The sequence below is a fragment of the Bacillus sp. RO2 genome, from assembly GCF_012911845.1.
Classification (GTDB): Bacteria; Bacillota; Bacilli; order Bacillales; family Bacillaceae_I; genus Sutcliffiella_A.
The window spans coordinates 12,558-28,691 of sequence record NZ_JAAXCU010000009.1 but is presented as its reverse complement, the minus strand read 5'-3'; the positions used below and the strand labels follow the sequence as shown (position 1 = coordinate 28,691).

At 39.3% G+C, this 16,134-nt stretch carries 13 protein-coding genes; 6 read left to right on the top strand and 7 right to left on the bottom strand.

All coding sequences use genetic code 11. The features are described from left to right. Window positions 1-664: 664 nt before the first annotated feature. From rodA to HF078_RS00780, 7 genes are all read right to left on the bottom strand, one after another. Entirely contained in the window at window positions 665-1,831 is a 1,167-nt protein-coding gene (gene rodA, locus HF078_RS00810) for a rod shape-determining protein RodA (protein WP_169289423.1), read from the bottom strand. After that, window positions 1,807-2,961 (bottom strand): putative lipid II flippase FtsW, encoded by a 1,155-nt coding sequence (gene ftsW, locus HF078_RS00805; RefSeq protein ID WP_169289422.1) that lies wholly within the window; start codon window positions 2,959-2,961, stop codon window positions 1,807-1,809. Before ftsW ends, rodA begins: the two co-directional genes overlap by 25 nt. 147 nt (window positions 2,962-3,108) lie before the next feature. Then, window positions 3,109-3,981: an ATP-binding cassette domain-containing protein gene (locus tag HF078_RS00800; RefSeq protein WP_169289421.1), complete on the bottom strand. Its 873-nt coding sequence runs from the start codon at window positions 3,979-3,981 to the stop codon at window positions 3,109-3,111. A gap of 15 nt (window positions 3,982-3,996) precedes the next feature. Beyond that, complete coding sequence (locus tag HF078_RS00795) at window positions 3,997-4,812, bottom strand: hypothetical protein (protein WP_169289420.1); 816 nt, start codon at window positions 4,810-4,812, stop codon at window positions 3,997-3,999. Further along, entirely contained in the window at window positions 4,763-5,371 is a 609-nt protein-coding gene (locus tag HF078_RS00790) for a sigma-70 family RNA polymerase sigma factor (protein WP_169289419.1), read from the bottom strand. The genes HF078_RS00795 and HF078_RS00790 overlap by 50 nt, the downstream gene beginning before the upstream one ends. Continuing rightward, window positions 5,368-7,662 (bottom strand): ABC transporter permease, encoded by a 2,295-nt coding sequence (locus HF078_RS00785; protein WP_169289418.1) that lies wholly within the window; start codon window positions 7,660-7,662, stop codon window positions 5,368-5,370. The genes HF078_RS00790 and HF078_RS00785 overlap by 4 nt, the downstream gene beginning before the upstream one ends. Continuing rightward, window positions 7,659-8,525, bottom strand: coding sequence for an ABC transporter ATP-binding protein (locus HF078_RS00780; protein WP_169289417.1), 867 nt, complete (start codon window positions 8,523-8,525; stop codon window positions 7,659-7,661). The genes HF078_RS00785 and HF078_RS00780 overlap by 4 nt, the downstream gene beginning before the upstream one ends. 278 nt (window positions 8,526-8,803) lie before the next feature. On the opposite strand from HF078_RS00780, the gene HF078_RS00775 reads away from it, so the two are divergent. The 6 genes from HF078_RS00775 to HF078_RS00750 all read left to right on the top strand — a co-directional run bounded on the left by HF078_RS00775 (window position 8,804) and on the right by HF078_RS00750 (window position 16,107). Continuing rightward, a complete protein-coding gene (locus HF078_RS00775) occupies window positions 8,804-9,823 on the top strand; it encodes a LacI family DNA-binding transcriptional regulator (RefSeq protein WP_169289416.1) in 1,020 nt (339 codons plus the stop codon). Window positions 9,824-9,937: 114 nt separating this feature from the next. Then, window positions 9,938-11,248: an extracellular solute-binding protein gene (locus HF078_RS00770; RefSeq protein ID WP_169289415.1), complete on the top strand. Its 1,311-nt coding sequence runs from the start codon at window positions 9,938-9,940 to the stop codon at window positions 11,246-11,248. A gap of 267 nt (window positions 11,249-11,515) precedes the next feature. Continuing rightward, complete coding sequence (locus HF078_RS00765; RefSeq protein WP_060665542.1) at window positions 11,516-12,400, top strand: carbohydrate ABC transporter permease; 885 nt, start codon at window positions 11,516-11,518, stop codon at window positions 12,398-12,400. Between the two features lie 12 nt (window positions 12,401-12,412). Continuing rightward, entirely contained in the window at window positions 12,413-13,243 is an 831-nt protein-coding gene (locus HF078_RS00760; protein ID WP_060665543.1) for a carbohydrate ABC transporter permease, read from the top strand. A gap of 37 nt (window positions 13,244-13,280) precedes the next feature. Beyond that, on the top strand, window positions 13,281-14,612 hold the full coding sequence (locus HF078_RS00755; RefSeq protein ID WP_169289414.1) for a GH1 family beta-glucosidase: 1,332 nt from the start codon (window positions 13,281-13,283) through the stop codon (window positions 14,610-14,612). 157 nt (window positions 14,613-14,769) lie between these two features. After that, window positions 14,770-16,107, top strand: coding sequence for a glycoside hydrolase family 30 protein (locus HF078_RS00750; protein ID WP_169289413.1), 1,338 nt, complete (start codon window positions 14,770-14,772; stop codon window positions 16,105-16,107). Window positions 16,108-16,134: the final 27 nt, after the last annotated feature.

The window sequence follows — 16,134 nt, the reverse complement described above, 5'->3', positions numbered from 1 at the left end:
TAACTATATAAATCATCCAAGTAACGTCTTGCGGCAAGGAGTTTTTCCTCCTTGGTGAATATAGTCATTTGGACTACACCTCCTATTGTTAGATGGTGTGTCCAACAATAGGGGTGCAGAGTACTTCGCCTGTGGGGTCTCAAGCTGCCGCTAGCCCCCTTAGGAATCTTTGCGTTTTGCTCCAATCAAACGCTAAAAAACCCTTTCATATAAACATTTTCATAGCTTGATAACAATTCCGATAAAAATCTGTTAAACACCGCTGTTGATTTCCGCAAATGGCTTCGCTTTCCTAGGGGCGGTGCTTGAGCCTCCTCGGCTTCGCCTGTGGGGTCTCAAGCTACCGCTATCTCCCGCAGGAGTCTTCGCCTTTTGCTCCAATCAATAGCTAAAAAACTCTTTCATATAAACATTTTCATAGCTTGATAAAAATTCCGATAAAAATCTGTTAGACACCGCTGTTGATTTCCGCAAATGGCTTCGCTTTCCTAGGGGCGGTGCTTGAGCCTCCTCGGCTTCGCCTGTGGGGTCTCAAGCTACCGCTTACCGCTATCTCCCTCAGGAGTCTTCGCCTTTTGCTCCAATCAACAGCTAAAAAACTCTTTCATATAAACATTCTCATAACTTAATAAAAAAACACCTCATCTAAAGATGAGGTGTTTTTTTAGTTAAACATAAATCTCTTCGTTCTGAATTTTACACTCATGACAATCCCCATGGCTATCATATTTGTTAACAGCGCACTTCCTCCGTAACTCATAAACGGAAGGGCAAGGCCTGTAATTGGCATTAAGCCGATGGTCATGGCAATGTTTTGGAAGATCTGAAATGCTAAGAGGCCAATGACTCCTGTCACCAAGTAAGTGCCGTAAGGATTATCGCAGCTTATAGCAATAATAATTAAGCGATAAATCAAAATGAAGTAAATAGAGATTACAAGAGTTGCGCCGATAAATCCAAATTCTTCTCCAATAAGGGCGAATATAAAGTCTGTCTGAACCTCCGGTATCCGTCCACTCTGAGACTGAACTCCTTCTAATAAGCCCCTTCCTGATACTTGACCAGAACCTATTCCTTTCAAAGCTTCCGTTAGCTGAAAACCATAGGAAGAGGAGTATTCTTCTCGACTTAACCATCCATATATACGCTCAAGTTGGTGAGGCTTGATAAACTTTGAGAACAACTCTATGTGATTGTTATGCAAATAAACAAGTGTCGTCAATCCAGCAATAATGGTTCCTGCTAGTAAGGTAAGTATCCTCCAGGAAGTACCGCTGATAAATATCATGGTTACCATGATGGCAGCAATAACAAGTGCCGTTCCTAAATCGGGCTGTAGGAGAATTAAGCCAAAGGGAGGAAGAGAATAGACCATAATCTTAATGACAACACTAAGAGGGGTCTTATTATCTAATTCATGTTTTTCTTTAGCCCATTTGTAGATTACTCCTGCAAGCACAATTAGGAGGAAAATTTTCATGAACTCAGAAGGTTGTAACAAGAATCCCCCAAGGTTGATCCACCGTTGGGATCCATTTCTAACTGTCCCGAATAAATGAACAGCGATCAAAAGACTGATTCCTAAAAAATAAAAGGGTAAGGCTAGATTTTCCAATAGTTCGTAGTCAAAGAACATAATGGAAAACATAATTCCTACCCCGAGTATGTACCAAATAATCTGCCGTTTTACGAAATAATACGGGTCATTGACGAAGTATTGACCCGATGCACTATAAACAGCTACTAAACTGATAATGAATAGCAAAAACAGCAGAAATAACAAAGTATAATCTACCCGACTATACTCTAGCTTGTTATTTTCTGTCCCCATGTAGTTTCTGTCTCCTCTCTAGCTTCTCTTGCGATGGTGGCATGTTTCGATAGGTGAACTAGAATGCCTGCTGCAAAAATGGTGATAAGCAGGGAAGACCCTCCATAACTGATGAAAGGAAGTGTGATACCTGTGATTGGCAATAATCCGCTTACTGCCCCAGCATTAAAGAACACCTGACTGCTGATTTGGAAGGTGATTCCGAATGCCAATAACTTTCCAAAGGGATCCTTTAGGGAAACCCCAACTCGAACACCTCTTACTAGTACGATTCCATACAGTAAAAACAATGTCAATATTCCAAAAATCCCAAGCTCCTCCGAAATAACTGCGAGGATAAAATCTGTATGAGCTTCTGGAAGATAGCCCAGTTTATGTACCCCCTGCGCCAATCCTCTTCCTAATAGTCCGCCATTGCCAATCGCGATAAACGATTCTACCAGTTGGAATCCTGTATCTGATGCATCTCCGAAAGGATCAATGAAAGAAGTAATCCTTGCCCAGCGGTAACTAGCGGTTTTTGCAAGAATGAAGATTGCCAAGGCTGCTACAGAGCCAAGTAAAAGGATATGTTTTAGCCTAGCCCCTGAACATATTAGTATAGCCCCGCATGCGATGATAATCATTGAGCCCGTACCTACATCAGGTTGAAGGATAATCAGGAAAAATACTAATACTACTACTGCTAATGGAGGGGCAACGCCTTTACCAAATTGATGGATGTATGGCTGTTTTCTTGCATAAACCCTCGCAAAATAAATAATCATAACTAGTTTGGCAATTTCAGAAGGTTGCACGCTAATACTACCTAATTGAAACCAACTCCGTGCCCCGTTCACTTCATTTCCAATAAACGGAACAAGTACAAGTAATAAAGCAAGTAAAGTTCCTCCCACCAGTATGGGAGTCAACCTGTCATATAGTTTGTAAGGAGTGATGATAGCAGCAATGAAAACAGGTATTCCTAAATACAGCCATGTTTTCTGGCGATTAAAGAAATAAGCGTAGTCCTCATGAAGTTCATAGCCTAGCAACATCCCGGCACTGTAGATCATGATTAAACCGTATATACATAACAACACGATTGCTGTTAACAGTAACCAATCAAGTTTTTTGAAAAAATTTATCATTCTCTAATACTCCTTTAAAAAAGGCTGGTTTCACAAAGAAAATAGTCCCCCAATATTATTATACAATACCACCCTATTACAAAGATATTGGGAATATGTGAAACTTGTGTAACAGTGATAGAGAACTGCATGGAAAGAAAAAAGAAGCTATCTATCTTTAGCTTCTTTTGTATATTTTCTAATAAAGAAAGCATCTTCCATGGTAGGTTGTGCTTCTATAAAACCAAGTACAGGTTTTTTTGTACTTGCACACCTGACTGTCAGTTTATCTTTAACACGCCCTGCATAAACGATAAGGTGTTGGGTTGAGAAGTGCTCGTATAAGCTATCCTGCATTTCACCGGTCCAAACTTTTAAGGGGAGTTGATGCTTCCACATTAGTTTGCTACCTGAATAGACGACTTTTCCTTGATACATCCATAGAACTCTGTTACAGACTGGTTCCCACTCATTCAATTCATGGGTAGCAACAAGAATGACGCAATGTGGGGCAAGTTTTGCTACATAGTTTAATAAACTTTTTCGCTCATGAATATCTAGGAAGTTAAGAGGCTCATCCAGAAAAATGTATTTAGGTTTTCCTAGAAATGCCTGTGCCAATGCTAAACGCTGTTGCATTCCTTGGGAAAGTTTTTTTACTTTCTTTTTTTTAACATCCTCCAAATGAAAAACTTTCAGCAATTCGTCAATTTGGCGCATGGAAAAGTCTTTTCCGAGGCCTTTAAGCTGTGCCATATACATTAATAATTTTAGTGGAGTGAAATCCGGATATAGTTCAACTCCTGTCGGCACAAAACCAATTCTACTTCTGACTAAAGCAAGTGCTGAGTCCATTGTGTCATCATGGTAATGAATGGTCCCCCGGGGCGCCCGTGTAGCGGTTGCCAGGAGATGCAGAAGAGTGGATTTTCCAGACCCATTATTACCCACTAAAATTGTTATTCCAGTTTGCAGTGTCAAATCATCTATTTCTAAAGAAAAGTGTTTGTATTTCCAGTATATATTGTCTAACCTTATCATTTAATATCGCCTCAATTAACGAAACATCGTTTGCAGTTTCAAGCTTTTTTTATAAGCCAAGAATAGAAGAAATAGACCAAGAGTGACAAAGAGGCTTTGAATGCCTGCTACTTGGCTGTGTGAAAACGGAATGTATGCATAACCTTGTGCTTGATAAAGTGCACCTGCAACCATAAGAGCTATCCATGCTGCTATCCCAAAGGCTAGACCGAACTTTACTCCTTTTCGCATCATCACATAGGCAATCATCCCATAAATTAGCATGGCAGGGCCAATCCAATCTAACAAAAAGGGGAGCAGTTGAAAATGTTGAACCTTAAAGCTAAGGTAAAAAGAGCCCAAGATCCCCAAAATAATATTCATGGCTAGAATGATGACCATCCGAGTTAGCAATAACAAGGCAGGTGGAAAAGGTGTAATGCTCTCAATGGTCCGCATTTGTTTATTCCATGTTTGGTACGTATAAAACACACCGACTAACATCGATAATGGAATTGCAAACTGATAAAATTGTGTTGCTTCTGTAACATAAACGTTGGATGAGAATAACGTCAACATGACAAAAATGAGAGTGCTCATCACCCAGAAGTGCCATTGATAAAAGGAGATTTGTGCTTTTAACTGAGAAAGAAAGCTTGGCGGTTGTATAGCTTCTTGAGTAAACTCTTCTACGGGTGAAATACCAATTTCATTAAATGTAGGTTGCAGGGCTGCCAGCAATGCTTTTGTATCCTGACTGGATGGCGACTTGACGACATATGAAGAAAACATTTCTTTCATCTCATCTTCTAGTTGATACAGCTCTTGGTCCTGGTTGTGTTGTTCCTTCATTTTTCTCCGCCTCCTTTTCCGCTTCTTTTGATAATACCCCTTTAAGTTTCTTTAAAGCATGAAACAAATTGGATTTAACCGTTCCGAGTGGTAGACCCAGAATTTCTGCAATTTCTTTTAATTTCATGTCTTGATAAAATCGTAATGTCACAATTTGCTGTTGTGACTCAGACAAACTTTTCAAGGAAGTTAACATTTCTTTTCTCGTTTCTTGGCGTTCATAAATTTCAACAACCGATGCCTGTTGATCCACTGTAACCGGCAGTTCCTCTTTTGCCGTATCTTCTGAACGATATTGAGCACTACGCCAATAATCCTTGCAGATGTTAGAAGCCACGCGGTATAGCCAGGCCTTAGGATATGTCGGTATTTGTTTGGTTTGTAGTTGTTTCAGAAGGCGGATGAATGTTTCTTGGACAACATCCTCTGCTTTTTTAGAGTCCTTCAACAACCTTTCTGTATATTGATGTATAGGTACATGGTATCTGTGAACAAATGCTTCAAATGCCGCCTGGTCACCCTCAGCCATCTGTTCAAGAAGCCTTTCATCGCTTATCACCGCATTCCCCCGCTTTCAAACGTACGATTCCAATAGGTCATCCATTCTTCATAGGTGAAGGAATCTTTGTTATTGTTCTTTATGTCTCGAAAAATATCTTTAAGTAACCCTTTTACTTCTTCTTTATTTCCTTTCTCCCATTCCTTTGCCACCATCAATACGACTAGTTCATTATATTGAAGCTTGTATGCATCCATCAGTTCATTAAACTTTTCTAGGGTAGTCATATCAGGGGATGAGGTCATCCAGTTAATATGAGAGACAGTGGAAAGAAAATAGAATTCTGTGCCGTTAAATTGCTCGAAATCATTCCATTTGAAGTCATAATAATCTTTATAAAAAACAAGCAGGTATGTTTCAACGAGCCCCTTTAACACAGAGTCCGCAGGGACTTCGTAGTAGTAATCGTTTAGAGATTTGTGTTTGAACAGCAAAAACGTCAATAACCTTGATTTCAAATCTGTCATTGTATTATTTATGACTTTCCCATCATCAACCTGTACGTATGTCTGGATGCTATCATCAAAGAAGAGGGCTTCATCAAAAAGATTGGTGTTATAGTATTCCGCACCTACAAAATCAAGGGATGGAATGTAAATTAATTTCATGTCTTGTTGGAATTCTTCACCAAGCCACCTCTGGAAATAATCTTCAATTTCTTTCATGTCTGCAAGTTTTTGTTGTAATAATTGGTTGTTTTCCTCATGAGCAATGATAGATATAGGGAGATCTTCCGTATTTTCAATAAGTCCTTTATTTGAGAAGAGTGTGATACCTTTCGCATTTTCACTAGTAAATACCTGCACCCCATCTGTTGTTGCTTTGCTAGAATGACCAGTACTAAAAACATGAGAGTCAAAGTTAATCAATTCCACTTTAAAATCGGAAGTGGGAAGTTCTTGGTTGAGTTCTAGATGGCGATTATACTGAATTGTATGGATATAGTTTTCCGTATCCATATTAAAGAAAGTATAAATAGGATACTCACCTGGAAGAGGGTACCAACCTATATAAGAAGGGAGGTACATATCCTCTCTTTTCAAGAAAGCAAAATTTCTTTCTTTTCCGTAAACATGTCCCCATTCATTAAGACTTCCGCTATACTCTACTTCCAACCAGTTCATTTCCTGTTGTCCTAGGTCCTGAACTGTGATGAGATGATGATCCTTTTTAAAATCGGCTTTCACCCCGTTCCAAGATACGGTGTCCACTTCAAAAGAAGGATACAGACTAAAGTTCAGTGGAGAATTTAATTCCGCGCTTGGTATAGTCAACTCTGCTCGTACATGAAACTTATCATTTCCTACATGTTCTATTGTTATAGAATAGCTATTAACGTTGTAAAAATCACCAACTGTGTCCCGTAAACTTCCGTTCTCAGGTTCAAGTTGGTCAACAGCACCGGCTTTCAACTGATTATAATGACCTATACGTTCCGTCCATAATGAACCGTAGGGCAAAAATGAAGCAACGGTAAGGACAGTTACGAGTCCAAAGAACGTCCATTTTCTCTTTTCAAAAGAAGAAATTCGATTCGTGGATGACTTCATAATCGTAATTGCCAATAAAAATAGACTGAAAAACAAGACAAAAAACTGCGAATACAAGGTTTCTTTCCTAGATAACCGGTAGCCCCAATCATCAGAATGAGAAATATCCATGAAAAACTGGTTAAGATGAAACGTCTTTAAAAAATATAATTGATAGCGTTGAATAATATAGCCTTCCATAAAAAATGTGCCAAACATCCATGCGCAAAATACGATGATATATACAATCCTGTTGTTTATTAGAACAGCCAATACCATTCCTAAAGAGATGGTGACAGTGTAAGAAAGTTGACTTTGGATAGAGAAAATAACCCCATGGTCCAGTAAATAGGAGAAATCCTTGCCAAAGGAGTGACCTTGCCACAAAAAAACCAAGAAATAAAATATAGTAAACAAACCGCTATAAATAACAAGCGATAAAAATTTTGCTAGGATAATGGACAAAAAGGAATTCGGCAAGGAATTCGTCCAATCTAGTAACACCGTCTGTTTCTCTCTCCTAATGGAAAGGACACTTGCTAAAAATAGTACTCCAAGTGAAAGGGTATGCCCAATTGCAAGGAATTCATTATTAGCTTGGTAAAAACCGGACGCGTATTGCCCCAAAACATTTGTAGTCGCTTCATTTCGATTAATCATCCATAACGACATACTTATTCCATACACAAGTGGTGCTAACAGGAAGAACCAATTCTTTAGAAGAAAACGGTTCTCTAGTTGTAATTGTTTTAAGAATCTCATGAGGATGTTCCTCCTAACAAGGCGAGATAACCATCCTCTAAACTAGGCTCTTGCATCTTTGCTCCGTAAAACGGCTTTTCATCTGCCAGAACTCGTGCATACACAGAGCTGCCACGATGTTCGGTGCTTAGGACGGTATCTTCTGCCAAGTTTTCTAAATATCCTGATGGAACAATCCCCTCCCACACTTTTCCACAAGCTAACTCTTTCAACTCTTCAACTGTAGCATCCAATAACAGTTCGCCTCTTTGCATTACCGCTATTTCATAACAACTGCTTTCAATATCTGTTACAACATGGGTAGAGAGAAGGATGCTTTTGTTTAGCCCTTCTTTAGATAAGAGATTACGAAAGCGCAGCCTTTCTTCTGGATCTAGACCGACAGTGGGTTCATCTAAAATAACTAGTTTCGGGTTTCCCATAAACGCTTGGGCAATGCCGACACGCTGCTTCATCCCATGGGAAAATGTTTTGATTTTTTCATTGGCTCTGGATGTTAAGTTTACCTCGTGTAACCAGTGCTCAACCTGTTCCCTGCGCTCTTTCTTGTTCGTAACACCTTTCATCACCCCTACATAATCTAATATCTCCATTGGTGACATTTGGGGATATACATGGAAGTGCTGAGGCAGGTATCCAATCATTCTTCTAACCTTTTCTGGATGCGAAAGGATAGAAATGGAGTCAATGTGAATGTCTCCTGCAGATGGTTTCATTAAGGTGGCCATTATTCGCATCAGTGTTGATTTTCCTGCGCCATTGGGACCTAATAGACCGAATATTCCTTTAGAGATTCGCAGGTTGATGGAAGATAGGACTTTTTGTTGCTTATATGTTTTTGATAGATTGCGAATTTCAATCATGGTGAATCCTTCTTTCTGTATGACGGCATGAACTAGTTTGTTTAACTTCTTGAGATTTACGATCCAGTGTAACTACATTCATTATTGAATTCTTCACTAATTATAACGAAATAGATGGGAAAAGGTTTAAAGTGGAGGAGGAAAATTGGAGAAGGGGAGATTTACCAGTAACATTACGGTCATCTTTCTGAATTTTCTATGGAAAAGTTATTGACGACGTTTTCATTATATTTTATAATTACTTTCGAAAGCGCTTTCGGTTCGAGAGAGGGAAAACAATGACAACAATTTATGATATTGCGAAAAAGACTGGTTTTTCCATTACAACTGTATCAAAAGTATTAAACAATTATACAGATGTAAGTGATAAAACCAAAAAGAAAATACTAGAAGCTGTAGAAGAAATGGGGTACTACCCCAATTCCCATGCTCGCTCCTTGATGACCAAGAAATCTTGGACAATAGGTGTGGTTTTCATGGAAAACTTAGGTGTTGGTATTAAACATCCCTTTTTCAATGCCGTGATTGAAAGTTTTAAGCAAAGAGCAGAGCAGTTTGGTTATGACATGCTTTTTGTTTCAAGAAACATCATCAATGAGAAAAAAAGCTACCTAGACCATTTCAGACATAGAGGAGTGGATGGCGTAGTGGTTGTTTGCTCCATATCCGATGATCCAGAAGTGAAAAAATTAATGGAGTCTCCTTTACCTACCGTAATCATTGATATGCACAGCTCCAAATCAAGTGTTGTTTATAGTGATAATAGTTATGGAAGTGTACTGGCTGTTGATTACCTATACTCACTTGGGCACAGGAAGATTGCACATATTTACGGACACCAGGAAACATACGCAGGTACGGAAAGATTAAAGGGTTTTATTAAAGCGCTTAAAAAGCATAACTTGGATATTCCCAAATCTTACATTGTGAATGGTGGATTTTTCTCAATGGAAAGTGGAGAGCTAGCGATGCAAGAATTGCTATCACTAGATGATCCTCCTACGGCAGTATATGCTGCAGGAGATAATATGGCATTTGGTGCAATTAAAGCAATCAGGGAAAAAGGGTTGTCTGTACCGGATGATATTTCGGTCATCGGTTATGATGATATTGATATTGCCCAACATATAGCACCGCCATTAACCACAGTCAAACAGAATATGGATCAACTTGGTTCCACAGCAGCCGATCTGTTACTAGATCAGATCAATGACAAAACAAAGCTCAACAAAGCCGTTACGATCCCAGTAGAACTTATTATCAGGGAATCATGTAAGGCATTGGAAACAGATGAGTGAAGAGGGGACTAAACAAGTCTTCTTTTTATCCATATTACGAAAGCGCTTTAGTAAAATTTTCGAAAAATCGAAAGCGCTTTAGTAAATCTTTACAACAAAACAGGGGGTATTTTTGTGAAAAAGAAGCTTTTAATTCTTATTACTGCAGTAATGACACTAAGTTTATTGGCTGCTTGCAGTAACTCGTCTTCTTCTAAGAAGGCAGATTTAACTGTATGGTCCTTCACGGATGAACTACAAGAACCAATCAATGTATTTAAAGAAGAAAACGGAGTAACGGTTGATTTAACCATTATTCCAATTGAAGATTATCCTACGCGTTTACGTCCAGTATTGGAAAGCGGTCAAGGCGCTCCTGACGTATTTACAGGAGAACTTGCATTCATTAAAGACTGGGTAGAACAAGATTATTGGGAAGATCTTTCTCAAGAGCCTTACAATGTACAAGAGTGGGAAGATGACTATATCCCTTATGTATTTGATCTAGGAAAAGATTCAGAAGGTAAAATCAAAGCTGTATCTTGGCAAACAACTCCAGGTGGAATCTTCTATAGAAGAAGTATCGCTAAAGAAGTACTAGGTACTGATGATCCTACTGAGATTGGCGAAAGAATGAGCACAATGGACGGTTTGTTTGAAGTTGGAGAAGAGTTAAAATCCGCTGGTTACCGTCTATTCCCTGATGAAGGAGCTGTTCGTTGGTTTGCACAAGGTCAAGATCCACAACCTTGGGTAAATGAAAACAACGAGCTTGTTCTCACAGAAGGAAGAATCAATTACTTCGATTATGCGAAAGAATTACGCGATAAAGATTTAACAGCATTTGCACCAGAATGGTCTCCTGCATGGTTTGCAGCAATGGATGAGCCAATCAACTACAATGCAGGTTGGGAAGAAGTGAAAGAAGAAAGTTCTGATCAAACAGAAGTGTTCGCTTATGCATTACCAACTTGGGGTCTTCACAGTGTTCTAAAAACAAACACAGAAGATACTGTTGGGGACTGGGCAGTAACAAACGGTCCGAACCCATACTTCTGGGGCGGAACCTGGTTAGGAATCTATAAAGGTTCTGAAAATAAAGATCTTGCATGGAAATTCGTTCAAATGATGACACATGACGAAGAGTTCTTAACTGATTGGGCAAAAGAAACAGGAGATGTTCTTTCCTACTTACCGGTTACAGAAAAAATCAAAGGTGATTTCCAAGAGCCATTCTTAGGCGGACAAAATAACTATACGTTCTTCTTAGAAGAAGCTGCAAATATTAACCCAGGTACTGTAACGAAATATGACCAACAAATCGATGGATTCTTTGGATCAATGGTTGGAGAGTATGTAGAAGGCACGAAAACGAAAGAAGAAGCAATTGAAGAATTCTATCGTTTAGTGAAAAATGCATACCCGGATATTAAGACACCTGAATAATGCAACAAGGGATGTGGTGGGAGCTGAAACTTGGCTCCCACCCATCATTTAAAGAGTAAGCTCTGTTAACTGCCGCTATGGATTTACGCACTTGGCTTCGCTTATCCAGAGGGCGTGTGCTTGAGCCTCCTCAGAACGCTTCAGGGGCCTCAACCTACCGCTATCTCCCGCAGGAGTCTGCGCTATGTGCTCCAATCCACAGCTAGGTTATTTATATAACATATCATCTCTTTTATTAACAGAGTTATAAGAAAGAAGGCGATTGATTTGAAGAAAAAAGACCATTATGGCTATCTGTTCATCCTACCATTTTTCATCGTCTTTGGAATATTTAGCATCTATCCAATAGTACTAACCTTCTATTATAGTTTTACAAACTACTCCGGTATGGGAGTGCCTGAAGTTATTGGATTGGCTAACTATACAAGACTACTTACTGACAGCTACTTTTTACAAGCATTCTTTAACACTTGGTACATTTGGGGAGTTAACTTCTTTTTCCAAATGCTTATAGCATTGGGGCTTGCGATTTTGTTCTCTGATATCCGCTTGAAAATGAGAGGACTTGGTTTCTTCCGTGCTGTACTTTATCTTCCAAACTTGATTACTATCGCATCGGTGGCTTTATTGTTTGGTATTTTACTAGGCTGGCATCATGGAACATTGAATCATTTATTAATGGATTTAGGAATTATCTCTCAGCCAATCAACTGGCTTAATGATCCTACTACAGCAAAATGGTCTGTTGCTCTAATAGGGGCATGGATGTGGTTTGGTCATACATTTATCGTATTAATGGCAGGTATTTCAGGTATTTCAAAGGATTACTATGAAGCGGCACTTATTGACGGAGCAAACCGTTGGAAAACATTGTTCCACATTACATTGCCATTGTTAAAACCAATTATGTTATATATCATGATCACTTCTCTAATTGGCGGCTTGCAGATTTTCGAATTGCCGATGTTATTAACAGACGGTATGGGTGCACCGCAAGGATCCCTAAACACAATGGTTTTATATATGTACAACCAGGCATTTAAATTTAACAACTATGGATACGCCGCAGCGGTCGCATACGGATTATTCTTGATTACGTTAATCTTCTCGTTTGCAACATTTAAAGCTATGTACCGCAAAAGCATGGATTAGGAGTGAGTTAGTGTGAATAAAAGTACTTTTGTAAAGAGCATCCTCTACGGGCTTTTAATATTGCTTGCGATTATTAGCTTTATCCCATTTTATATGATGATTATCAACGCTACGAGATCCAATTCAGAAATTCTGCAAAAAGGGTTCACCCTTTTACCAGGTAGCGCAATCATGGAAAACTATGAAAGATTGATAAGTTTCGTCAATATTTGGCAAGGATTCGGTAACAGTGTATTTATTGCAATTTGTGTAACTGTATTAAGCTCATACTTTTCCGCACTGACGGCTTATGGGTTTGCGATTTATAACTTTAAAGGTAAAAATTTTCTATTCGTTTCTGTATTAATTTTGATGATGGTCCCTGGCCAACTAGGTCTAATTGGATTCTATGACTTAAATAAGACATTAGGTACATTGGACAGTTATATCCCATTAATCATTCCGGCTATAGCAAGTCCATTCGTTGTTTTCTTCCTACGACAATTTCTTGTCTCCACCCTGCATCCAACATTATTGGAAGCTGCCAGAATGGATGGAGCAAGTGAAATAAGAATTTTCCATACGATAGGTTTACCTATCATGATGCCGGCAGTAGCTACAATGGGTATCTTTACCTTCATCGGATCTTGGAACAACTACATTGTTCCATTAGTAGTTTTATTCAGTCCGGAAAAGTACACGTTACCGGTCATGATGGGCTTCTTGAGAGGATCAAAGGTAGCAGAGAATCTAGGTTCTATGTATTTAGGAATCGCGATATCTGTTGTACCAATCATGATTATCTTCTTGTTCCTATCCAAATATATCATTAGCAGTATTTCCGCAGGTGGAGTAAAAGAATAAATAAAAAGCAACTAGATTAATAGAAGAGGTGAACGGCATGTTAAATTTTTCAAAGGATTTTATTTTTGGAACAGCAACATCCTCCTACCAAATAGAAGGAGCACACGATGAAGGAGGTCGTACTCCATCCATTTGGGATACTTTTTCAAGAACACCAGGTAAGGTGTGGAATGGAGACACAGGAGATGTTGCTTGTGACCACTACCACCGTTATGAAGAAGACATCAACATTATCAAAAGTCTTGGGGTGGATTCATATCGTCTATCTATCGCTTGGCCGAGAATTTTCCCACAACAAGGTGTCTATAACCAACAAGGTATGGACTTTTATAAAAAGTTAATTAACGGCTTATTGGAAGCTGGTATCAAGCCAATGGTTACGTTATACCACTGGGACCTTCCAATGTGGGTGCATGAGCAAGGCGGATGGGTGAACCGCGAATCTGTTTCATGGTTCTTAGAATTTGCAGAGAAGTGTTATGAAGAGTTAGATGACTTAGTTTACTCTTGGATTACACACAATGAGCCATGGTGTGCAAGTTTCTTGAGTTATCATCTTGGACATCACGCTCCTGGGCATACAAACCTTGAAGAAGGAGTAAAAGCAGCACATCATATTCTACTTTCTCATGGTGAAGCGGTTAAATTGTTAAAAGGTAAATTCGGATCTTCTACACCGATTGGAATAACACTTAACCTTGCACCGTCTTATGCTCCAACAGATTCAATCAATGACCAGATTGCGAGAAACAATTCTGACGGCTATGCTAACCGTTGGTTCCTTGATCCAATTTTCAAAGGTGCTTATCCAATGGATATGATCAACCTGTTTTCTAAGTTGATTCATAACTTTGATTTCATTCAAGAAGGAGATTTGGAATCGATTTCAACTCCATGTGATTTCTTTGGAATTAACTATTATGCAAGGTCATTGGTGGAGTTTGATCCAAGTTCACCAATGCTAAATAAAGGTGCATACTCGGATTACCCGAAAACTGGAATGGGCTGGGATATCTCTCCACAGGAGTTCAAGGAATTGATTAGAGGGCTTCGAGAGAACTATACGGATCTACCAATTTACATCACGGAAAATGGTGCTGCTTATGACGATGTAGTCGTAGACGGTTGTGTACATGACCATGAGCGTAAAGACTACGTTGAGAAGCATATTACAGCTGTTGCTGAGCTGAATGAAGAAGGCATGAATATCGCAGGGTATTTCTTATGGTCTTTATTTGATAATTTTGAATGGGCGTTTGGTTATGACAAGCGTTTCGGCATGGTATATGTGGATTTTGAAACGCAGGAAAGAATTTTGAAAGATAGTGCGAAGAGATACCAGGAGATTATTAGTTCAAGAAGTATATAACCACTCAGGATTGAGTGGTTTTTTTTGAAAGGGAATTGGTTTTGGCACGAACTCGGGGGATTTTGGCATGAACTTGGTGCGTTTTGGCACGAACTCATGCGATTTCGGCATCAACTTGCCCAATTTTGGCACGAACTCAACAATAGGAGGTCATTTTATGAAGAAAATTACGGTGATTCAAACGAAGAAAGATGGAGAAAGACCTTGGAATGAAGTAAATGAGGTTGCTTGGAAGCACAAAGAAGACAATAACGACTCATCGGTGAAGCTTATTCCTGAAAAACAGCATCAAGAGTGGCTAGGTTTCGGCGGGGCATTTACGGAAGCGGCTGCTTTTAATTGGTCGCAATTATCTGAAGCCAATAAAAAAGCCATTATTAACGCCTATTTTAATAAAGAAACAGGACTAGGATATAACCTTGGTCGGACTGCAATCCACAGCAGTGATTTTGCTTTGGGTAACTATACATACGTGGAAGAGGGAGATGTGAACCTGGATTCCTTCAACATTGAACGAGAGCAAAAATATGTTCTTCCATTTATTAAAGCAGCAGAGTTAGAAGCGGCTGAAACGTTGACTATTCTAGCATCCCCTTGGAGTCCGCCAGCATGGATGAAAACCAATGGTGAAATGAATCATGGTGGCAAGTTAATAGAAAAGTACAGAGAAGCATGGGCCAAGTATTATGTGAAGTATATTCACGCAATGGAAGCGGAAGGTGTTCCGATTTGGGGAATTTCGGTGCAAAACGAGCCGGAGGCAATTCAAGTGTGGGATTCTTGTATTTATACAGCAGAGGAAGAACGAGATTTTGTGAAAAACTTCTTAGGTCCGATGATGGAAAAGAACGGTCTTGGAGATAAAAAGATCATCATCTGGGACCACAATCGAGATGTAATTGTCAAAAGAGCTACAACTGTATTATCAGATCCTGAGGCGGCGAAATATGTTTGGGGAACAGGAAACCACTGGTATGTTTCAGAGGAATTTGAGAATCTTTCCAAAGTACATGAAGCTTTTCCAGACAAACATTTATTGTTTACAGAGGGTTGTATTGAAGGTGGCGTAAAGCTTGGTGCATGGCATACGGGGGAGCGTTATGCAAGAAACATCATAGGAGATATGAACAACTGGCTAGAAGGATTTATTGATTGGAATCTTGTTCTTGATATGCAAGGTGGACCGAACCATGTTGGCAATTACTGCGATGCACCAATCATAGCGGACACAGAAAAAGATGAAGTCCATTTTAACAGTTCTTACTATTATATTGGACACTTTAGTAAGTTCATCAAGCCTGGTGCGAAGAGAATTGCGCATGAAACGGAGCTTTCAGACATATCACTTGTGGCATTCAGAAATGAAGATGAAAGCATTGCAGTCGTTCTTTTAAATGAAACAGAAGCGGCTAAAGAGACTTCTATTGAGCTTGAAGGGAATGTAATGGAACTGGCCATTCCTGCAAGATCTATTACTACTGTTGTATTCAACTAATTACTTTAAGGAGGTGATGGGCTAACT